This is a genomic window from Ruegeria sp. YTSA135 (assembly GCF_059610165.1).
The window spans coordinates 1-22,180 of sequence record NZ_JBXWNC010000004.1; the positions used below are offsets into that span (position 1 = coordinate 1).

Annotated in this window: 14 protein-coding genes and 4 pseudogenes; 15 read left to right on the plus strand and 3 right to left on the minus strand. The window is 55.0% G+C overall.

Annotation, left to right across the window (positions count from 1 at the left end):
• From AC2FIT_RS06475 to AC2FIT_RS06490, 4 genes and pseudogenes are all read left to right on the plus strand, one after another.
• On the plus strand, positions 1-304 hold a 304-nt coding region (locus AC2FIT_RS06475), incomplete at its 5' end, for a hypothetical protein (protein WP_496827795.1).
• 416 nt (positions 305-720) lie between these two features.
• Positions 721-1,662 carry a CE1 family esterase gene (locus AC2FIT_RS06480; RefSeq protein ID WP_496827797.1) on the plus strand — a complete coding sequence of 314 codons (942 nt, stop codon included), beginning with the start codon at positions 721-723 and terminating at the stop codon, positions 1,660-1,662.
• Positions 1,663-1,760: 98 nt separating this feature from the next.
• Entirely contained in the window at positions 1,761-4,247 is a 2,487-nt protein-coding gene (locus AC2FIT_RS06485) for a sulfotransferase family protein (RefSeq protein WP_496827799.1), read from the plus strand.
• A 143-nt stretch (positions 4,248-4,390) separates the two neighbouring features.
• Positions 4,391-4,699, plus strand: a pseudogene (locus tag AC2FIT_RS06490) (DDE-type integrase/transposase/recombinase); the annotation flags it as partial.
• A 311-nt stretch (positions 4,700-5,010) separates the two neighbouring features.
• Here the strand turns inward: AC2FIT_RS06490 and AC2FIT_RS06495 are convergent.
• On the minus strand, positions 5,011-5,883 hold the full coding sequence (locus AC2FIT_RS06495) for a LysR substrate-binding domain-containing protein (protein WP_496827801.1): 873 nt from the start codon (positions 5,881-5,883) through the stop codon (positions 5,011-5,013).
• 105 nt (positions 5,884-5,988) lie between these two features.
• Here AC2FIT_RS06495 and AC2FIT_RS06500 point away from each other — a divergent pair, with 105 nt between their 5' ends.
• The 9 genes and pseudogenes from AC2FIT_RS06500 (at position 5,989) to AC2FIT_RS06540 (ending at position 15,820) form a co-directional block, all read left to right on the plus strand.
• The gene (locus AC2FIT_RS06500) at positions 5,989-7,104 is read left to right on the plus strand and encodes a polyamine ABC transporter substrate-binding protein (RefSeq protein ID WP_496827803.1); all 1,116 of its coding nucleotides are present in this window, start codon (positions 5,989-5,991) and stop codon (positions 7,102-7,104) included.
• Between the two features lie 56 nt (positions 7,105-7,160).
• Positions 7,161-8,048 carry an ABC transporter permease gene (locus tag AC2FIT_RS06505; RefSeq protein ID WP_496827805.1) on the plus strand — a complete coding sequence of 296 codons (888 nt, stop codon included), beginning with the start codon at positions 7,161-7,163 and terminating at the stop codon, positions 8,046-8,048.
• Positions 8,049-8,051: 3 nt separating this feature from the next.
• Positions 8,052-8,873: an ABC transporter permease gene (locus AC2FIT_RS06510; protein ID WP_496827807.1), complete on the plus strand. Its 822-nt coding sequence runs from the start codon at positions 8,052-8,054 to the stop codon at positions 8,871-8,873.
• Positions 8,870-9,988, plus strand: coding sequence for an ABC transporter ATP-binding protein (locus AC2FIT_RS06515; RefSeq protein ID WP_496827808.1), 1,119 nt, complete (start codon positions 8,870-8,872; stop codon positions 9,986-9,988). The genes AC2FIT_RS06510 and AC2FIT_RS06515 overlap by 4 nt, the downstream gene beginning before the upstream one ends.
• Entirely contained in the window at positions 9,985-11,253 is a 1,269-nt protein-coding gene (locus AC2FIT_RS06520; protein WP_496827809.1) for an amidase family protein, read from the plus strand. The genes AC2FIT_RS06515 and AC2FIT_RS06520 overlap by 4 nt, the downstream gene beginning before the upstream one ends.
• Complete coding sequence (locus AC2FIT_RS06525) at positions 11,250-12,146, plus strand: polysaccharide deacetylase family protein (protein WP_496827811.1); 897 nt, start codon at positions 11,250-11,252, stop codon at positions 12,144-12,146. The genes AC2FIT_RS06520 and AC2FIT_RS06525 overlap by 4 nt, the downstream gene beginning before the upstream one ends.
• On the plus strand, positions 12,143-12,871 hold the full coding sequence (locus AC2FIT_RS06530; RefSeq protein WP_496827813.1) for a DUF1989 domain-containing protein: 729 nt from the start codon (positions 12,143-12,145) through the stop codon (positions 12,869-12,871). The genes AC2FIT_RS06525 and AC2FIT_RS06530 overlap by 4 nt, the downstream gene beginning before the upstream one ends.
• Before the next feature lie 69 nt (positions 12,872-12,940).
• Positions 12,941-13,582, plus strand: a pseudogene (locus AC2FIT_RS06535) (IS6 family transposase).
• Positions 13,583-14,194: 612 nt separating this feature from the next.
• Complete coding sequence (locus AC2FIT_RS06540; RefSeq protein ID WP_496827815.1) at positions 14,195-15,820, plus strand: GNAT family N-acetyltransferase; 1,626 nt, start codon at positions 14,195-14,197, stop codon at positions 15,818-15,820.
• Positions 15,821-16,069: 249 nt separating this feature from the next.
• Here AC2FIT_RS06540 and AC2FIT_RS06545 read toward each other — a convergent pair whose 3' ends face one another.
• Positions 16,070-16,264 carry a hypothetical protein gene (locus AC2FIT_RS06545; protein WP_496827817.1) on the minus strand — a complete coding sequence of 65 codons (195 nt, stop codon included), beginning with the start codon at positions 16,262-16,264 and terminating at the stop codon, positions 16,070-16,072.
• A gap of 486 nt (positions 16,265-16,750) precedes the next feature.
• Positions 16,751-17,153, minus strand: a pseudogene (locus AC2FIT_RS06550) (IS3 family transposase); the annotation flags it as partial.
• 1,538 nt (positions 17,154-18,691) lie between these two features.
• Here AC2FIT_RS06550 and AC2FIT_RS06555 point away from each other — a divergent pair.
• Both AC2FIT_RS06555 and AC2FIT_RS06560 read left to right on the plus strand, forming a co-directional pair.
• A pseudogene (locus tag AC2FIT_RS06555) lies at positions 18,692-19,300 on the plus strand (IS6 family transposase).
• 1,014 nt (positions 19,301-20,314) lie between these two features.
• On the plus strand, positions 20,315-22,174 hold the full coding sequence (locus tag AC2FIT_RS06560; RefSeq protein ID WP_496827819.1) for a Na/Pi cotransporter family protein: 1,860 nt from the start codon (positions 20,315-20,317) through the stop codon (positions 22,172-22,174).
• Positions 22,175-22,180: the final 6 nt, after the last annotated feature.

Consider the following 22,180-nt stretch of genomic DNA (forward strand, 5'->3'; position numbering starts at 1 on the left):
GCGGGCGGCGGCTTTGGCGGACGTGGTTTTGGCCCGGGCGCGGGAGCAGGCGGTTTTGGCGGCAGGCAACCCCAGGGTGGTGGTTTCCAAGGCGCGGGCGGTAGCTTTGGCGGACGTGGTTTTGGCCCGGGCGTGGGAGCAGGCGGTTTTGGCGGCAGGCAACCTCAGGGTGGTGGTTTCCAAGGCGCGGGCGGCGGCTTTGGCGAGCAAAATACTCCGGCTGGTCGAGGTGGTGACGACTGGGTCGGGCTGCAACAGGGCAATAGCGGCCCGGGAAGACGACGTGCATTCTTTCTTTGGATGATGTCGCGCAGACGCGCCGGCGCCAACGCGAGAGCTGGATTTGGTGGGCCGCAAGGACCAGGTTCTGCGGCAGAGTTTGGCAGGCAACAGGACGCCAATCAGGGCGGTGGACATTTTGGAGCGCCACGATTTGTCAGCGCCCAAACAGGATTTCGTGCGCGTGCAGCCCAAAATGGCGCGAATGATGACAACATTCGCGGGTTCGAGGATCAGATTATCGAAGGCGACCTGGGCCCGGAGAATTGATTTTTTTAGCATCGGTGGCAGCTGTGCTCTCAAATCTGCTTCTAGGCTGAATCAGGGTCCAAACCAGAAGTGTCCGCATTTGATCGGGTATAATTCCGACAGGCACCCGAGCTGCATCGAGTACATCAATCGGACGTTTTGTCGGTAAGCTGGTGTATTGGAGTTGATGATATGAAACAGATTAGCAAGCTGTCATCAAGCGCCAGACTTCGAGATGCATTCCCGCGTTTTGCGTTGGCGCTAATAGCGTTAGCGCTTGCGCTTGCGCTTTTGGCTACGCAAGCATCGGCACGCCAATTAGGTTTCAAGCTGAAGGTCGATGGGGTCACGCGGACGGCTAAGGCTTATATTCCGGACGGCTCGTCACCACAAGCAGGTTGGCCGATCATCGTTGCGTTGCACCCGGGCTTTGCAACTGGCGAAATCATGGCGAAAACAAGCCGCCTGCATGCCCAAGACGGTTCCAGCAACTACGTAGTCGTGTATCCGGATGGAGTCCGCCGCAGCTGGAATGCTGGTGAATGCTGTGCGGCGGCTCAAAGAAGGCAAATCAACGATGTCGGCTACATTCTCTCGCTGGTAGATGCAATCGGCAAACAAATCCCGCTCAACGGTAAAGTCTTTCTGGCCGGGTATTCGAACGGTGCTCTGATGGCTTATCGGATAGCTTGCTCAGCACCGGACCGCATTACAGCTTTTTCCGTTTACGCCGGTGCTTACACTATGAACAAGTCCAGCTGTAATCCGGCGCACACCGTGCCATTGCTCCATCTGCATGGCGAGTTGGACGCTGTTGCACCTCTCAGGGGTGGCGAAAGTGTGATCGAGACTGCTGGGAAACGATCCTCGGTGCTTCAGAATATTGACTACTGGGTTCGCCTCGGCAATTGCGAACACAAGCAAAGCAGTAGCTTGGTTCAGGGGGCGAATTGTACGCGCTATTCCGGTTGCAGACGTGCCAGCGAGACACTGTTCTGTGTTTACCCCGGACAAGGCCACTACTGGCCTGGCGCCAAGCCTACGCGCTTCGGTGAGAATAGGGGGCTGGGACCAGCCCGCACCGATATTGATGGTGGCAGCGCAATGATCCGCTTCTTTGACAAGTACAGATGATCCACCAGAGCCTTATTGTCTTTCGGCAGTCGCTGATCAGTGTTCTCTTACCACGGCTGCGCGTTGATCGGATATATAAAGAGGTGCGAATGACGTGAATGCGTGAACCGATTTTCATTCTTGGGCCCGGGCGGTCATTCACCTCTGTGATCGGGTCGATGATTGGCCAACATCCCGAGCTTTTCGGTCTTCCCGAAACCAATCTTGCGACGGCTGATACGGTTGAAAGGTGGTATCAGATACTTCCAGGCATGGATGCGTTTCCGGCTGGTGTCCTTCGCCTTCTGGCACATTTGCATCACGGTGAACAAACGGTTGACTCGGTAAACGAGGTTGATGTTTGGCTTCGGTCGCGCTCAGGCATGTCCACCCAGGACGTGTATGAACACGTGGAAAGCCTTCTAGGACCTCGCCAAATCGTCGACAAGAGCCCTCTACATTCGACTACAGATGCCTGTCTCAGCCGTTTGAGGCGGATCGCTCCGAACGCCAGATACATTCGCATCGCTCGACATCCGTACTCGAACGGCAAGTCCATCGTCGCGACAGAATGGTATCTTGAGGGGTTGAAAGCTTGGGGGTCGAGCGGGTGGGATCGGCGCACAAGCCCGCCGACTCTTGACCCGCAATTCCATTGGCTTGATGTACACGATCGGATCGACAGATTGTTTGCGTCGCTTCCCAGCGAAAGCTATCGAACGGTCAGGGGAGAGGACTTGCTGGCCAAACCCGGACCCGTTTTAAAACAGATCGCCAATTGGCTCGGCATCGACGACTCCGACCTTGCAATCGAAGCGATGTTGCATCCTGAGCGTTCTCCTTTCGCCAATGAAGGTCCGCCGAACGCGAGGCTCGGAAATGATCCGGGTTTCCTGGCGGATCCTACTCTGCGACCTTTCTCACCGCCAAGAGCGCCACTGACTGCGCGTCTTCCATGGCGAGGCGATGGAGAAGGCTTTGCACCGGCCGTTGTCAATCTGGCGCGACGGTTCGGTTATGCAGACGATCCCATTCCCGCGCCGGAACTCCCGCAGGGATTCAATGGGAGCTGGGGACCCTTGGTAGCCATTGAGCCGGACGGTCAGGGCTTTCCTATGGCGCACGGAAATCTGTTGGATAGTTCTTACGTTCCGTTGACGCCGCTGAGGGAAATTCGGGACATTGAAACCAAGCCAGCCCCAAAATGTGGCGGGGGAAATTTTGGGGCGTACACTGCCACGGATTATGCCCTTGCAGTGTTCGACAGCCCACACGAGGTGCCGTTAGAAGCAATCGACCTCGAGACCGGCAAGGTCATTTGGCAATCTGACCTAGGTGACTTTCCGGCCATCAAAGATGGGTTGCATGGGCGTTTCATCGGCGGTGCGCTGCTTGCAAAGCTCAAGTTCTCGAACGGGCGTACGCTGCGCTGCATTTTTGTAGGCAACCGCGCTGAGATCAGGTGTCTTGATTTAAACGGCAAGACAATCTGGAAACGTGAAACTGCCGATATCGTGAGCGAATTGGGCTCGACCGCGCGCGGCCATGGAACACCACGTTGCCTGCGCTACACAACAGACAACAAATTGTTGTACGGAACGCGTAACGGCTATTTGGTGAAACTTGATCCTCTGTCCGGTCAAACGATTGACGTCGTGGACCTAAAAACAAAAGTGCTCCATGAAGGAAAGGTTGTTGAGGGGCGGTTTGATGTTCGGCAGTCGATAATTGTTCATGGCGATCACGCCTACCTTCAGGCAAAGTTTTCGCCAGAGACCGAGGTCGGGTCACCCGAAGCACTTCCTACTGCCCTGTTTCGTCTGAAAGTTTCGCGGGTTGCGAACGGCGCTGTGGAACGCTTGCCTAGTTTCGTATCGGAAGACGATATTCCGACATATGTCGTTGTTGGCTCTGTCGGTGATCGCAGGGTTGGTGGTTCTCCTTGCGCGCGTGTTCGTGAGGACGGGAAACTCGTGATCTTCACCAACGAATACCCGTCAAACCTGCGGAACAGCCACGGAATGCCGGATGCCTTTCAGCTTAGTGCCATACGAGATGAAGGGGATGCCCTTACCCATCAGTGGCATTGTATTCTGAGGGAAAAAGGAGACGCAAAGGTGACCGCTGCACCGGCACTCGACCCGGTAAGTGATACGCTTGTTGTTTCGAACAGAATAATGATGCACCTGTTCGCCAACGCTTCTTACCGTGAGGGTGTCATCGCGCCAGACCTTAGCTTGGCGCCCTTGGACTGCTTGGAACCGGATATGCGAAAACACGCCACGCATGCCGAATTTACCAGCCCAATCACGATCGCTCGTGACGAGGGCGAAAATGGGTTCGTGGCCTATGTCGGACTCGCGGTAAGGAGACCTCAGATGCGTCGCGAGTACGCTATCCTGTCCGCATTGCAAGTACGGCCTGGTCCTCTTTTGAGCGTTACCCCTCTGTGGAGCCGGTCGATCAATGTGGATAATGCCGGAAACGCACTGCCAGCGGCCAGATCCTTCGCGCAACCGGCGCTCTTTTCGGGGAAAGGATCGGGCAAACGCAGCAAAGGCATTTTAATGGGAATGCGCTTCGGTGGATTGTCGGTCTTTCGCTAGCAGTGAAATTCGCGATACTGCGTAACTATATCTGATAGGGTTTTGTCCGAAGAAACTTGCGTGAGACGGGGAGGGCAGTTTCGTAGCGTCTTGGTAAAACCAACCTATCACCATTTCGCTATTTCAAAACCAGCCCCGAAGCCATTTGCCTGGCGGTGATGCTGTACGCGCACTTCCCGCTATCGCTCCGCGATGTCGAAGATCTGCTGCACGAACGCGGCATCGGCGTGCGCCTCGAAGACGTCCGATGTTAGTGGTATCGGTTCGGGCCGATGTTCGCATCGAAAATTCGAAAACGACGGATTGCGGGCGTGCGATTGAAGTAGTGGCGCTGGCATCCCGACGAGATGTTCAGGAAAATCAACGGTGAATGGCACTATCTGTGGCGAGCTTTGGATCACGAAGGTAAAGTCCTGAAGAGCTTTGTCACAAAGAGGCAAGACAAGAGAAGTTTATCCTATAGCTCACCTCATTCTGAAACGTTCAATCCGATAATCGATTAGAAGGGTAAACTGAGGACGCAAATCTCTTCCTGTTTCACTAAATCTACGTAGCATCGGAGATCCTTGACAGCATTAACCTTAGCGACAGTTCACCCTCTTCGATCTAAGCCAGCAACGAAATCAGATAAGCGCCTGGAGGGTATTGCCAAGTTGTACGTCGGGCTTGAGCCGTAATGTCAATCCCATGAAAATTCCAAGCAATATGGTGTCCTTGAAGGGCTTTCGCTATCCCGTGAGATCATTGCTTAGGCCCATTGGGCTTATATCGGTTTGGCGGCTTGCCTAACCCAATCGGTGAATTTCCTAACGCCGAGTTTGTTACGCGTCAGCGGATTGAGCACAAGACTGTAGGCAAATCCACGCAGCATAGGACCGGGAATTTGCCGGTAGCGGCCTGAGCTCAGACCTTCATCCACAAGTGCGCTGCTGGACAACAGCAGCCCCAGCCCCTGATCCAGCGCGTTAAATGCCGAGCTTTCATCGCTGAAACGGGTAATGCGGTCCGACGGGAACGGTTCCCCGGCTTCCTTGAACCATTGTTCCCAGGTTGGGCCGCACATGTCCGGATTGCGCCAGCGATACCCCAAGAGCCGACTGTCTTGTAAACCCATGTCCGGGAACTCCGCCAGGCCGACGGGGACATAGTGGTCATAGAACAAAACTTCCGCTTCTTCGTTTGCGGCGCCCTTCGGACCATATCGGATCGCCAAATCCAACCGGTCAGCCCGCAAGTCCAGAACCTCATCATCGGTTTCGACCTCGACCCTGACCTCGCCGTGCTTGTCGAAGAAATCTGCCAAGCGCGGAACCAGCCAGCGTTCAGCAAAGGCAGATGTGGTCGTGACCCGGACCAGCGATTGCTCGACGCCCTTGTCGAGCATAGCGAAAGCCTCACCCAAGGTATCAAAAGCCATCTGCAGCTTGGGGAACAACTCCTGCCCGGCGGGGGTGAGCGCGATCTGGCGGGGGCGACGCTCGACCAGCTGGAACCCGAGGTAGGCTTCCAAGTGCCTGATCTGGTGGCTGACGGCGGTGGCGGTAACGCCCAACTCTTCCGCGGCTTCGGCAAAGCTAAGCCTCCGAGCGACTGCCTCGAAGGCGCGAATTGCGTTTAGCGGCGGTAGCTTACGCATGGCATCTCTCGTTTGCGAAAAAATATCTCAGCATGGCCTGAGGAATGGTCATTTGTTTTCTTGCCCGCTCTTTCTGAAACTCGTGAGATGAAAAAGGAGGAAGAGATGACACACAGCATTATCACCTCACGGAGGCGGTTGATCAAGGGGGGGCTTGCTGCCGCGGCAGTGCTCGCCAGCCCAGCCGTTCTGCGCGCACAGGGTCAACGCGAGTTGTCGATGCTCACCTGGGCCGGCCATGCCGACCCCGACGTGATCGGCGCATTCGAAGAAGCGCACAATGTTCGCATCCGCGCCAAAGAGTATGTTGGCGGTGACCAGATGCTGGCACAAATTGCACAGTCTCCAACGGGAACTTACGACGTGGTCCTGGCGGATGCGGAATATGTAGTGCAATTGCAACAGGCGGGCTTCATCGAGCCGCTGGCCGCCGAGGACTACCCGTTTGATGACTTCTTTCCGGAGTTCCAGAATTTCCGCGGCCACTGGTTCGACGGCGAACCCTATGCGGTTTTCCTACGGTTCGGTTTCCTGGGGCTTTCCCACAACCGCGCCGCGATGAGTGAAGCTGAGGCACGCAGCTACCGCAGTATGTGGGACAGCCAGCATGAGGGACGGATCGGCCATTTCGACTGGCATTTGCCCAACCTGGGCGCGTTGAGCCTTCTCAATGGCAACGCGTCGCCGTTTGACCTCGACGAACAACACTGGGCGGAACTGACCGATACGATGATGTCGCTCCGGCCTCAGGTGCGCGGGTTCTATGATTACGGCGGCATGCTGTCAGCGCTGCGCTCAGGTGAGGTTGCCGCGATCCCCGGAATCGGCGACTGGATCACCGGTGTGCTGGCCCGCGATGGAGCCGATGTCACTACGACCATCCCCGAAGAAGGCGGCCTGCAATGGACCGAGTCGCTGTCGATTGGCGCAGGCTCCAAAAACCAGGATCTGGCCCGGACCTTTATCCAGTACATGATGTCTCCAGAAGGACAGGTGAAAACCGCTACGCTCAAGGCCTATCCGGCCATGATTCCCACAAAGGCGGGTTGGTCCCGGTTGAACGATGAACAACCGGGCGAGGCACAGCGCCAGAACATGTTGTTAAACGGGCCGAACGCGCTGGATGAAATCCGCGCCGGGCGTATCCGTTTGCGGGAACTTCCGGTGCAGCAATCGCTGGAAACCTGGAACGACGCCTGGACGCGCTACAAAAACGCCTGATGCAGGTCTGGCCCCTGCTTTGTAGCGGGGGCCGCAGCCCTATCGGAGATACCGACATGACTTTCCCTGCTATCCCGGCCCGTAATTTGGGGCGCCGGTACCAATCCCTGTTCCAGCGCGCTTGGCAGGCCCTGTGGGTGTTGCCGCTGCCCGTCTGGCTGCTTTTGTTTTTTGCAGTGCCGCTCGGCTTGCTGGTGGCGATTTCCTTCTGGTCGGTAGTGAATTACCGGCTGACACCGGACGCAACGCTGTCGGCATGGCGCTATGTTCTGGGTCTGGATTTCCTCTGGGCCAGCTTCTGGCGCAGCTACGGGCTGTCGCTGTCCAGCGCGGTCGCGATTTCGCTGTTGGCCTTTCCAGCGTCCTACGCGATGGCCTTTGTTGCCACTCCGCGCCAGCGACTGATCCTCTTGGGATTTGCGATTGCACCGTTTTTTACCAGCTATCTTGTCCGTATCTATTCCTGGCAGGTGTTCCTTGCCGAAGGCGGCGTGATCTCTTCCATTGTTCAGGCGTTTGGCGGTAATGGGGAAAGCCTTCTCAACACCTATTTCGCGTTGTTTATCGGCCACGCGACGCTGGCCTTGCCGGTCGTTCTCATCCTGCAAACCATCGCGCTTGCCAATGTGGACCGGACCGAAATCTCTGCTGCGGCCAACCTTGGTGCGCGACCGGGCGCGATCCTGTTCCGCGTCATTCTGCCGGCTGCCCGGCCCGGTCTGACACTGGGGCTGCTGTTTGCCTTTCTGCTGTCATATGCAGAGTTCGTCAGCGCAGCCTACCTGGGCGGCGGCACTTTTCAGACACTGCCGATCCTCGTGACGGACCTTGTCCGGGCCGGTCAGCAATGGCCACGCGCTGCTGTTGTATCGCTGCTGATGATCGCCAGCCTGCTGGTCACCGCTTTCGTAACCGTCCTCTGGGCGTACCGCGAGAAAGGATAAGATATGCCACCGCATCTGAAACATTCCTTGCCAAAAGCCTTCTGGATCGCCGGGCTCGCAGTGGTCTTCCTGCTGCTCTACGCGCCGATCCTTTCAGCGGTCTTGTTCTCCTTCAGCGCCGACCGCTTCCCTAGCCTTAATATGTCCGGTTTCAGTACCCAATGGTATACGCAAGTCCTAACAGACCGCGCCATGCTGGAGGCCCTTTGGAACAGCCTGACGGTTGCCGGGCTAACCGCATTGATCGCCACGGCACTGGGATTCGCCGCAGCCTATGCGGACTACCGCTTCCGATTCTTTGGTCAGAAAGCCGTGTTGGCCCTGGCTTTGCTTCCGCCGACGGTACCGCTGGTCATCCTCGGGCTGGCCATGCTGGCCTTTTTCTCTCGTATCGGTATCGCAGGCACGCTGATGGCTGTGGTCGCCGCCCATGTCGTGATTGCCGCACCCTTTGCGATGGCGATATGCCGGCTGCGGTTGGCGCAGCTGGATGAGACGCTTGAAATTGCAGCACAAAACCTCGGCGCGCAGCCGTATTCCGCGCTCATCCGCATCGTGCTGCCGCATACGCTGCCCGCTATTCTCGCCGCCTTCCTCATCACGTTTGCCGTGTCGTTCGACGAATACGTGATCTCATGGTTCACGGGCGGGTTGAACCAGACCATTCCGGTTGCGGTTCTCAACACGCTTCAGGGTCAGGTCGACCCAACCATCCACGTTATCGGCACAATGAGTTTTTCTGTGACGCTGACACTGGTTCTGATCGCACTTGCCGTGGTCCTGAGCCAGAGCGGCGGTGCCATGTCCAAGGAGGAGACACAATGACCAACGCGCACCTGAAATTGGACGGGCTTGCCAAGTCCTACGGCCGCTTCATCGCCGTCGAAGAATTTTCGCTGGATATATCCGAGGGGGAGTTCATTGCAATCATGGGTCCGTCAGGCTGTGGCAAAACCACCACCCTGCGCATGCTTGCCGGACTTGAAACCGCAAACCGCGGCCAGATCACGCTTGCGGGTACTCGGATCGACCAGTTGCCCGTGTGGGAGCGGGAAACACCTCTGGTCTGGCAGAGTCTGGCGCTGTTTCCTTTCATGACCGTGCGTGAGAACGTCGAATTCGGACTGAAGATGCGCGGGGTTTCCCGGGCAGAACGCCGACGTCGCGCCGATGACTGGCTGGAGCGGCTGGGCATTTCCAGCTATGCGGATCGCAATGTCGCGCGTCTGTCAGGTGGTCAGCGCCAACGCGTCGCCCTGGCCCGCAGCCTTGTGCTGGAGCCCAAAGTGCTGCTCCTGGACGAACCGCTCTCGGCCCTTGACGCCCATATGGCGATCAAGATGCAGGGCGAGTTGAAAAAGCTGCAACGCGAGCTTGGCATCACCTTTGTCTATGTCACCCACAGCCATTCCGAGGCCTTCTCGCTCGCCGACCGCGTGGTCATCATGAACGCCGGTCAGGTTGAACAAATCGGAAGCCCGCAGGATATCTTCTTACGCCCCCGCAGTAAGTTTGTCGCGCAATTCGTCGGCGGGATCAGCCTGCTGGAAGGCCGTGTTTCAGACAAAGAGGATGGCAAACGCTTTCTCGATACACCGGACGGCAAAGTCCGGCTTGCCCACGGCGCCGGGCTGGCTAAAGGCGCCACGGCGGATCTGGCCGTTCGGGCGGACAGGATCTCCGTTACGGTTGAACCGGGCTGGGGCGAAAACGAAATCGCCTGCACTCTGATCTCAGAGGAATTTGCCGGGGCTGTCGTCAATTTGCACCTTGAAACCGCGTCGGGTCACAGCCTTGTGGCGCAACTTCAGCAGCGGGATCTGGAGCAGTTGGACGCAAGCATCGGGGCGCGGGTCTATGCGTCTTGGCACCCCGACGACGGTTTTCTGTTGGAAAGTACGCGACAATCGGGATCGAGCCCCAGGGTGAGGGCTGCATGAGGTCGGTTCTCGAGGATACCTCGGACGCTTTGCACCGGGCCGGGCGGGAGCAGGAGGTTTTCCTGTCCCTTCTCCCGGACCGTGCCCGCGCAGAAGCTCGTTACAGTGACAAACGGAAACAGAACCGTGGACCGCTGGACGGGGCCACGGTTTCCTGGAAAGACATGATCGCCGTCAAAGGCGTCACAACGACCGCCGGGTCCGCGCGCAGGCAAGAGGATGCGCCCGCCAGCGCGGATGCAGAGGTGGTAAGACGGGCCAGCAAGGCAGGTCTGGTCAGCATTGGCACGACCAATCAATCGGAACTGGCTTTTTCCGGGATCGGATACAATCCGCATTACGGAACACCGTTGACTCAGGGGCGGGTTCCGGGCGGTTCGTCCTCTGGGGCTGCGGCCTCTGTCGCGCGCGGGATTACACGTGTGGCTGTGGGCACCGATACAGCAGGCTCCTGCCGGGTTCCTGCGGCGTTTCAGGGAGTGGTTGGTTTTCGACCCACACGCGGACGATATCCGATGGGAGGCGTGAGGCCGCTCGCGCCCAGCTATGATACGGTCGGCACCTTTGCCCGCTCGGTTGCCGATGTCATTGAATTGGATACCATTCTGTCCGGCGATACGGCCAGCCCAGATGCTGTTGGCCGTCTTTCTGTTGTCATCGATGTACTTAATAGGGGCGATGTTGCCGCGCCGATCTCTCAGCGATGCGAAGAGGTCGTGACAGACCTCGAACAAACCAACATCTTGATCGAGCACACTCGACATTCGCCCATGGATGAGGCGTTAACGCTCATCGGCTCGGGTGGCTGGCCCGGAGCGTTCGAGGCTGTCCAGACCCACGGGCACCTGCTTGAAACCCCTGACACCCTTCGCCTTGACCCTTTTGTTGCGGCGCGGCTGCGTGCTTCTACCAGCCTGGATCCGGACAGGATCGCAGGCGTACAACGGGGCGCCAGAGAGCTGCGGGAAACCGTCCGTGCCTCTGATGCCATCTACCTTCTACCCACGGTTGCCATCGAAGCCCCACGATTAGCACCGCTGCTGGAAACCCCCGATGCTTTTGCCGCAGCAAATGCTGCGGCCCTTCGCCTGACCATGCCAGCCAGCTTACTGGATTTACCGTCAATTTCTCTGCCAGGCGGAAAAACTTGTAATGGCTGCTGGGTGGGATTGCAGTTGGTCGGTCCGCCAGACAGCGACCGCCGATTGCTGGCCACTGCGGCCATGGTCGAAACACTGCTGATGCAAAAGGAAACCCTGACATGATCCGCAACCCGATCCAGTGGCCGAATGGTGCTCGCTGTGCCTGTGCGATTACTTTCGACGTGGATGCCGACAGCCTGATCCACATCGCCCGTCCAGATGACGGGCACCGCCGTCTCTACCCAATCAGCATGGGCCGCTATGGCCCGAATGCCGGCGTGCCGCGTATTCTTGAAACCTACTGGCGGCTGGGGCTTAAACAATCCTTCTTCATGCCCGGCTGGGTCATGGAACAATATCCCGAAACGGTCGAGGAGATACTTGCAGGCGGGCATGAGATCGGCCACCACGGGTATCTGCACGAAGACCCCGCCGAGCAGAGCGCCGATGAACAGACCTATTGGTTCGAACGTGCGCTTGACGTTCACCGCAAGATGACTGGCAACACCCCGCGCGGCTATCGCGCCCCGGTCTACAACGTCACGCCCGAGGTGCTGTCGCTCGCCGTGCAGCATGGATTGACCTACGAAAGTTCGATGATGGCGGACGATCTGCCTTATCGGATCGACACCGCAAACGGATCTCTGTTCGAATTACCGGTGCATTGGGGCAGCGATGACTGGCCGCCTTTCGCGCATTTCGACGAGATCGGCTACAAGATGCCGGTGATGTCGCCGCGCCGCGGGTTGGAAGCGTCGTTCGACGAGTTTGAGGCACAATACGAGGCCGGAGGGCTCTGGATCGGCATCTGGCATCCGTTCCTGACCGGGCGGCTGGCTCGCTGGCGTGTGGTAGAGCGGTGGCTCGAAGATGTGCTGGCGCACCGTGACGTGTGGTTTGCGCCATTGGAAGAGATCGCAGCCCATGTTGCAAAGCTGGAAGCCGAAGGGTCATGGCAGCCGCACCGTGAACCGGCAGCCCCCTACGGTCATCCCGTCCTGCAGGAGAAAGAATGATGGATATCGCCTATCCGCCTTTTGATGCCGCGCGGCCCGATGGTGAAAACCCCAGCGCTCATGAAACGCTGGCGCCTGATGGCCGTCTAAGCCCGGAAAAAACCTATACGATCCCAGCCCGTCAGGGGCGGGCAATTCGCGTGCAAAAAGGAGAGCTATTGTCGGTCATTAATCGCGACGGCAGCCAGATCGGCGATTTCTGGGCCTTTGTCGAAGGTGATTGCAACGAATATCTGTCGATGGAACACTTGCGCCCCACGCTGCGTTGCATCTCGCCACACCCCGGCGATGCGCTGGTGACCAACCGGCGCCGCCCGATCCTGACTTTGGTTGAGGACACCTCGCCCGGTGTTCACGACACGCTTGTCGCGTCTTGCGATATTCACCGGTATGCCCAACTTGGGCATCAGGGATATCACGACAATTGCACTGACAATCTGCGCATGGCGCTGGCGGCAATCGGTTTGCGCCCGTCATCGGTGCCGTGCCCGCTGAACCTCTGGATGAACACGCCGGTCGTCGAAGGTGGTGCGATGGAGTGGCGGGCCCCAGTCTCTGCCGCTGGCGATCATGTGCTATTCCGTGCGGAATTGGATGCCGTGGTGGTGATTTCCTGCTGCCCGATGGATCTTTTGCCTATCAATGGCGAGGATGCGCAGCCGCGAGCGTTGGAGGTCATGCTACACCGCATTGGTGGATCAATCATTCCGCGCAAAACCGTTTGACTGGAAGGGTATTGTCACATTAACTTTCGTTCGGTTGCTTATGCCCGCAGTTGGGCGTAGGTGACATCGATGAAGTCATCGTCTTACAAGCGCCATCGGCTTCCTCCTCAGATTATCGCGCGCGCGGCGTGGCTACACGTTCGCTTTAATCTGAGCCTTCGGGAAGTTGAGGCGTTGTTGCTGCGGCGCGGGATCGATGTGTTTTGCGAAACTGTACAGCGTCGGGTCATCAAGTTCGGGTCGGCCATAGCTCAAAACTTGCGGCAGAGGCACGGTCGTCCAGGTGATATCTGGCATCTGGATGAAGTCGCCGTGAGTATCTCAGGTCGCAAGTATTGGCTTTGGCGCGCGGTCGATTAGCGTGGCGTCGTACTGGACGAAATCCTCCAATCGAAACAAGACAGACGGGCGGCAGAGAGGTTGTTGTATCGCCTGATAAAGCGACTTGGTTTCAGTCCCAAGCGGTTCATCACGGACAAAATGCGTTCATATGGCGCTGCCAAGCGAGTTGTCGCGCCGGGGTTGGACCATAGGACGTGCAAAGGTCTCACCAATCGAACTGAAAACAGTCATCTCCGTTTCCTGAGGCAAGAAAAGACAATGCAAAGTCATCGCTCTCCAGGAGGGTTGCAAAGGTTTGTGGCTACCTATTCAGTCGTTCGGAGTTGCTTCAATGTCCCAGCTTGCCGCCGCTCAGCCTTAACAATCTGATATCACCGCCTCGAGGCCCTTGACGCCTGTAGTGCCGCTACTTGAGCCGCTTAAAACCGGACATCAGATTCCTCAGTGATCCAAGGTTTGGGAGCAGCGCAGGCCATCCATGCACTCGCAACTGACCCGAACCACCCGATGGGGACAAACCAAACTCTTGTTTAAAGTTTCGTATCGAACTCTACCAATGCTTGTACTTTTTGCTTTAGGTAAACAATAGCAAGCCCATTCCCAAAATCGAGCATAATTCGGAAATAATACCAGCATTCTATCGTCATCTGCGCCACATTTTTGCCTTAAAGAAGCGCCGAAATTTAATTGTTTGAATGTAAATGTTTTTGCCGCAGCCGCGTCTTTGGGTAACGAGATGAAGCAACGGATCGCGGTGAACTTTGCACCCGCAATCAGAATTGAAGCTTTTGAACTGGTTGATTTCAGTGAAAAGCTCCGTTGGGCCAGCTTTGGGCAAGTCCGTAAACTTGCCTCGCACCGACCCCTGAAAGCTTGTTTTGACCATCTTGATAGCTGGATGAAATTCCAAACCCTCGTGCGTTTGATGGAGACCTCTTTTCGCCCCCCTTTGTTTTCGACGCAAGCTCTTGGGGGTAAGCAATGAAGGTAGAGTTGATCAAAAACTGGCAAGCAATTGTCAATCTGAAGACGCAATGGCACTCCGTGTACAAGGCAGACCCAGAGGCCTGCTACTTCCTGTCACATGAATGGCTGTTCGGAACCAAAGAAAGCATTGGGCGCGGCGGCTTTGTCATCGGTGTTCGAGAAGCCGACGAAAGTTCCGATTTTGTCGCGTTTCTACCTGTCCGACTGTATACCAAGAACGATGAAAACGGGTTTTACAATGAGGTGGACCTGATCGGAGCCGGGGTCTCGGATTATCACGGCTTCATCTGCAATCCGGAGTATGAAGAGAAAGCCATTGTGGCTTTTGCGGACATGCTGAACAGGATGAATTGGCGGCGTTTTCGACTTCGCTACACCCCAGCCTCGAAACGCAGACTACAAATCTTCCTGAACGCCTTTTCCGGTGAGATTCTTGAGCTCAAGTCACATCGGATGTTTGATGAAAACGGCATCAACCTTGGAATTTGCCCCAACACGATGCTCCGCGATGATTGGGATGAGTATCTAGCAAAGAACGTCAGGTCAAACACCCGCCAAAAGATCAGACGCTATTTGCGCCAAGTGGAAGGATCAGAAAACTTTTATTTCACACAAACGACTGCTGAAACGCTTGAGCGGGACATTAAAATATTGAACCGGCTATGGACCGAACGGTGGGGAGAGAGCAAAGGCGACGAACTGCCTAACATTCAGCACACGACGCGTCGGATACTGCGTTCAGCCTTTTTTATAGACACGCTTTTCTTCCCCGTTCTCTGGCAAAATGACAACCCGCTTTGCGCGCTTGGTATCTTTGTGGATCACGAGAAAAAGACCTACAATTTCCATATCGGCGGTCGTGACACCTCGTTCAAAGGCCCGCTCTCACCGGGTCTTGTTACACATGCCTATGCCATCCGGCACGCAATTTCCCAAGGCATGCAGCAGTATGATTTCTTGCGCGGGAACGAACCATACAAGTACTCCTTCTGCTCCGAAGAGCGACATCTCAGGTCGCTGATTATTGTAACCAAATCTGGCCGGAACATGGGGGATAAGCTGGAACGAGGCTGCCTTCGATACGTCTGGAAGAACACACTCAGGCTTTACCGAGAGGGCGATCTTGCGGCCGCTAAGCGTGGGTGTTCTCAGATTCTGAAATCGGATCCGAACCAACCCAATGTTCTTTATTTTTATGGCTACACGCTTGCCCAGCTTGGCAATCATGACATCGCGTCTCGGGTTTTCCTAAAAGCGTTGCAACGCAATCCGGAATCGCCCAAGCTTTGGCTTCGGTTGGGACGTTCTTTGATCGCGCGACAAGCGCAATCAAGGCAAGCAGGACGACATAGCAACGGTGGGCTGGATTCACTATATGACGCATCGACCCTTTTGCGGCACATTGCGCGGATTCTGTCCAAGCTTAATATAGCCAATCAGGCCGTGGCTGTTTCCGAAGCTGCAGTGAAACTTGATCCCGAAGACACTGATCTTACCGCGGCCCTTGCCAAGGCGCTGAACGGGCGCAAAAGTCGTGCCGTGAGCAAGAGGCCCGACAAACAGTCTAACAAGAAAAGAATATTGAACCGACGGCTGGGAAAAACACACAGCCGTCAGTAATAAATCCAGTTAAGCACAGGGGAAGCCAAGGATCGCCGCGGATTTGACCTTTGATGATCGTGGCGAAGCTCTGTTCAAGACTACTTACAGGCATAACAAAAAAATCCTGCCGGTAAATCAATCGCATAACGTCCCCAAAGCGGCGCTTTTTTATGTTAACTTGAAACCGATTGCCATGTCCGCATAGTAGTCATTCGCGAAACTTTAGTGAACGTTTGAACAATGCCCACAGCTAATGTCACGTGCAATTTAAACAAAGTCTGCTACTGCAACAAATTCAGGCTTGCCTTGCTGAGTTAGCAGGTAAGCATCGGTAAATAGTTGCAATGCAGGTATTCCTCGATCAGCTTTCGGTAAAAGGTGCTCTGGAATGTACCCGGTCAACAGGGCTATCTGACCGAAGGTTCCGTTTTTTTGTTGCCGGAGGAGGGTGGTTGAACTCAATGTCGGGTTTGGCAACCATTCAACAATCGATCACGTCTGACCGTTAGCACCAGCAATCTGGATTCTGTGTTCGTTGAAATGTTTGTCGAACAAGCCCGCGAAATGACTTTCCAAGCGCTTGAGACATCGCTTTCTGTCAGCCACCGTAGGTGAATGCGTTAATATTTTTCTTGAAATTATTGAATTCTCTCGTTGGGCTTTAGGGCTTGAGCAGTGGTTTTATTGCGCGACAGCAGGAATTTAACAAAATCATGCGAATCCTCGCATAATTTCCAAAATCGACATATTGCTGCGGACCTATCAGATGTCTGCTCTCCTTCGTTGGTAACCCCTGCCGAGGCATCTGTTGTGCTTCTTCGGCACGCTACTCGATGATCTTGATCTGACCTTTCATGTGTGGGTGGAAAGCAAAGAAATGGGACACCTCCATAGCTTCAAACATCTCGATACAAGCTGTACCGTTGCGCTCCAAGGTCTTGGTTTTTCGTCATCGGTGCGATCCTGCGCGAAGTCATAGCTCCAAACGTGGTTTTGATGCTTCGGCCGCAGCCGAACACACGACCAATCGTTCATCCAGCGCTGTCCTTTCTTTGGTTGCTCATTGCACTTTCAGCGCTTCCTACCGCTAGATGCGTTCGACCCGCTTGCGGTTCACGTGCCAGCCTGCACTGTTGAACAAACCGGTGACCAGTCGAGACCCATAGCGCCCTTGCTTGTCCGACAATTCGATGATGTCGTCCGTCAGACGCTCTTCATCGGCGTGCCTTTGTGGCACTTTGCGCTGCGTGGACCGGTGCTGCCCGAGCGTGCGGCAGGCGCGGCGCTAAGAGACGCCCAACTCCCGCCGCACACAGTTAATGCAGGCATGACGACGTAGAGAGCTTAGAAGTAATGGGGTGGTCCGCCCTTTCCGGAGAAAGACCAAGTAGGTCATCCTCTTCTTCAAACAAACTTGGAGGAAAGGATTATGTCAGAGTTTGCAGCCTTAGAAATCACTCTTTGTAAGAATGTGTTTCACGTCGCGGTGATCCCTACGCCTGGCTCTCCCAAATCCTGAGCGCCACGGCCAATGGATAGAAGCAATCCGATATCAACGTCCTACTGCCCTGGACTTACACCCCGCAAGTGTGATGGGCGCACCGCCTACAGTGCAACGTCACAGGAGCCTTCTTCTACGTCGTTCAGGCATTTTGCGCTGAAGAAGTGGATGACAAGTCCGACAAAACGTTCCCTTCCGGTAAAACTGCCCATTGACACCCGATGGCGCGTCGATCTGTTTGCATGCAATGTGATCCGCGGCGGATAATTGCAATCCCGTCGCTGCTGATCTGATCCGGTTCGCAAATAACTTGAGTTTCGCACCCAGGATAGCGTCAAATAATTCGAGCGATAAATCACGATTTTTGTATTTCAAGCGCCGGATAAGTGCAATTGATACAAGTATGATACAAGCAAGCATTGTGCTTTCTATCACCGCTATCACATCGTCTTGTTGACGAAGTATCGCAAAATAGTGCTGATCGGTGGCGTTTGCCTGCGGGTGAGGGACATCATTCGTCAGTTCCTTACGTCACACAATGCGCAACAGGATTGTCCTAAGCTGCTCAGGTGCTGTTGGGGGCGTCGGTTCTGGGGCAGGGGGCGTTCTTAATACATCGAAAACCAAACCGCCGATCCTACCGACGTCAGCCAGTAGTGGTTTAGTCTTCAGGATTGGCACTTTTGCAAATACAGACGGCGGCCGCTTGTGCGACCCTAGCGGAAAACCAGCCCCTGTGCCGGTCTGTACCATCGACTTGCTTGGTTAGCCTTCCGAGCTTTTGGGCAACTCATTGGAATGGATTGTGGGCCGACGGGTCGTTTCAACTAAGTGTGCCCACTTAGGACTGCGGTGCCTCTTTCGGCTCTGGTTCCTGCGGTTTTCGGCCAAATTTTTAGCCGTTGGTACAAAACACCATGGAGGCGTATTCCTCTTGGATTTGGCGATCTCTTGAAGAGCGTCAGCAATGTGCTTCTGCTCAGCGGCCTTCAGTTTGCTTTCTCTGACTAATTTAGTGTTTGAAAACACTGGTTGAGAGACGACCAATGACATAAATCGAAAACCGAATTTCCTAATGTTGTTTTCCATTTTTAGTATCTGAATATCCGAGTGTGAAAAATATCGAAAAAACTGAAACTACATTAACCGATTGAGGCAGCACATATCGCGAACACCCCAGTGAATCTCGGTTATTGGCGTCATTTTGATGCTTTAACGCAATCAATGAACTCTGTTAGCGACTGTTTGTTTCTATATTATAAACAAAATGTTCGAGCTGTTCTACAGCTCTTGTCGGAAGAAATCAGACTGCGGCGGGCAGGTGGCTTTCGTAGCCTCAGTCAACGACTAAACGATCGCCCGTCTGGGAATTCAAGGCACGTCGAGAGATACTTCTTCTTGCCGTGATACTTTACGTCAGTTTCCTCTGTTGCGTCGATACGCCCGGAACCTGTTGCATCAGCGGGGCATCGACATCAGCCACGAGGCAGTGCGGTGCTGGAGGAACCATTTCGCTCCGATGTTCGCATCAGAAATCCAGAGAAAACGGGTCCAACCGTTGCGGGCATACTCAAAATAGAAAAGGCATGTCGACGAAGTGTACGTGAGGATCAATGACAGGCGGCACTACTTGTAGCGGGCCGTCGATCATGAAAACGAGGTGCTCGAAGCTGTGGTCACAAAACGTCGAAACGGGCTGGCAGCATTGAGATTTCTCTAGAAATCAGCGAGGCGCCATGGTGCGGCGGAAAAGTCGTTACGGATCGCATCGCATCCTGTCGGGCCGCGCTCAGAGCGCTTTGAGCTGCCGAAAATAACAGACGGGTAGGTGGCTCAACAACTGAATTGAAAACTCCCAGCTCCCATTCCGACGAAGAGAACGCACAATGCAGCGGTTCCGGCGGATGCGATGTGTGCAGAAGTTCGCCGCTGTCTATTTCTTTGCCAACAAACACTTCAGCCAGGAAAAATCACTTATCAGCCGAGACACTTTCTAGCTAAACCGGTCCACCGCTCTTGCTGAGTGGCATGCGCTTGGCGCGGCGTAGCCGACCGCTCTACTGGCCTAGCTGAGTCTGGTTCGAGTTTGCCTGACAGCACCGCGAGCCATACCGGAAACAACTAGCACAGTCTTGCTTAAGTAGTCTTTCCCGATTTCCCGGGCGCCTGAGCAATGCCATCTGTCCGAGAGACGATCGACCCCCCGTTCTCGTGCAACTCACCCGTATTGTCTCTGTCGGCCGCACTACGCGCTTTGGTTGCGGTCAAATTTCCCTGCCGGTGGGAAAATATCAGGGAAATCCTTCAGAATCCCGCGTTTATATTGATTTATCGCCCTGAATCTCAACTCGTCAATAAGTTGCGCGGGAATTTCCAGCGCAAGATAGCGGGGAGCACTTTTGTTGTTATCAAGAAAATCTTCAGTTCAAACAGGGTACGCTCCGGTGGGATCAGGGATGTCATAAACCGCTTTCGAACCCTTACCCCCGGCTTGGCACCCTAGGCGAGCAGCACCGGTTTTCGGGTAATCCGTTCAAAAAGGGGCGTTGGCTGACGCACTTCTAAAATCGTACATCGGATCGCGGGCGACAGGAGCGCCAACGGCGACCGGCTGTGAATTTAGAATTCTGCGTGCACCGTTGCTGCGGCGATCTCACCAAGGGGCCTGCCGTTGTGCACGTCGGCTGCCCGGACAACCGTAAACGCAACGCCGCCGTACGCCCACTTTACCCTTCTTCAATATACTTCTGAGTCTGCGCCCGAAACGCTGATGGCAAAGGTGCTGATATGATCCATCCTGGCGGTCAGGATGAAACACATCCAAGCTGCATTCGGAATGCTTTGCATTTCAGGTTTTGGCTGAAACGCTTTAGATCGAATTAAAGCAGAAGAGCACTTCAAACAATTTGGTCAAGCAGAGATTTTACGCCATAGTTTGAACCAATGAGGCATGTCGGTCGTCAATCTTGCGCGTGGGAGTTATAGTGATCCAAGCTTTTTGGACTGATTGAATGATCAAGTACTATCTTCCGGTCGTAATTGGCGCGATACTGATTGCCTTTTGGGCCAGTCCTGACGTGCAGGTAATTGCAGCCGGCATTGCCATTTTTTTGTTCGGCATGCTGATGCTGGAAGACGGGTTCAAGCTACTTGGCGGCGGCACGCTGGAACGGATGCTTCAGCGTGCGACAAAATCCGTTTCGCGATCTCTTTTATTCGGTTTCGTCTCTACTTCTCTGTTGCAATCCAGCTCATTGGTTTCGGTCATTACGATATCATTTTTAAGTGCTGGCCTCATTTCTCTAATCGGTGGGGTAGGGATCATTTTCGGGGCCAACATCGGGACGACAACGGGTGCGTGGTTGGTCGCTGGTCTGGGCTTGAAGTTGAATATCGCCAGCTATGCGATGCCGATTATAGGTCTCAGCATAATCCTTGTCTTCCAGAAGTCGAAGGTCCTGCGCGGGATTGGCTACGTTTTTGGTGGTCTGGGCTTTTTGTTCCTGGGTATTCACTACATGAAAGAGGGTTTCGACGCGTTCAAGGACCAAGTGGACCTTATCCGATTTGCCTTGCCGGGATTTTGGGGGCTGCTGGTCTATTGTCTGTTGGGTACTGTCGCGACAGTGATAATGCAGTCGAGCCACGCAACGATGGTGCTGACGCTTACTGCGCTCGCCGCCTCGCAAATAAGCTATGACAATGCACTGGCCCTGGCGATCGGGGCAAATATTGGCACCACGATTACGGCGATCATAGGCTCGATCAGTGCCAATTTTCAGGGCAAGCGCCTCGCATTGGCGCACTTGATCTTCAATACAGCCACGGCGCTGGTCGCTTTGGTTTGCATCGTTCCGCTGCGTGAGTTGGTTGACCTGATAAGTGGTGCCGTCGGTATCGGTGGCGAGGACTACACTCTGAAGTTGGCGGTGTTCCATACGATATTCAACGTACTCGGCGTCTTGCTTATGCTGCCTTTGATGCAAAGGCTGATCACTTTTCTTGAGAAAAGTATTGTCGAGCCAACCCCGGACGTCAGTCAGCCGCGTTACCTGAACGATGCAGTCGACGACTTCCCGCAGACGCTTGAAATCGCGCTTCGAAAAGAAGTTTTGCACCTCTACGACAACGCAATGACGGTAATCCTCCATGGCCTGAACCTTCATCGGCAGGATGTTCTCGGCGCGAAAAGCGTTGCAGAGGTGGTTCGAAACAGCCGAACCCCGACTGACATGGATATTGAGGAAAGTTACCAGCGCAAGATCAAGACCCTCTATTCCGCAATTGTAGAGTTCTCGACGCGGGTAGGCGAAAAACGTGTCGAGCCAGATGTAGCGGAACGGGTCTATGCACTGCGCGATGTTTCCGGCGACATCGTGCAGGCCGTCAAATCCGTCAAACACTTGCGAAAGAACGTCCTGCGCTACACGGTAAGGTCTACCGGTAGCGCAACCGACTTGTATGATGGCCTGCGCACCGAAATAGCGAGGATACTGGTCGAAATTCAGAAGCTAGAAGAGACGAAACCTGAGGAACGAAGTACTCTGTGGCTTGATCAGGAACGTGCACAAATAGAAGAAGACGCCCAGACTGCTGCGCGCCGTGTCGAAGAGTTTATTCGGAAAGGCCAGCTTACTCCTGGTGCGGCAACTTCATTTCTCAACGACTCGGACTATGCCTATAGCGCAATGCGAAAGCTGATCGAAGCCGCCAGAACCTTCTACATAGAGCGAGACAACGCAATGGCCGAGGTCGAACGGCTACTGGCCTTGGAAGAAGAAGAACTTGGTGAGAGTAGATCGGAGAATGACAAGCCATCAAATGAGGCCAGTTCCGAAAAGCGTCACAGGAAAGTCGTAGAAAGCAAGTAGCATTCT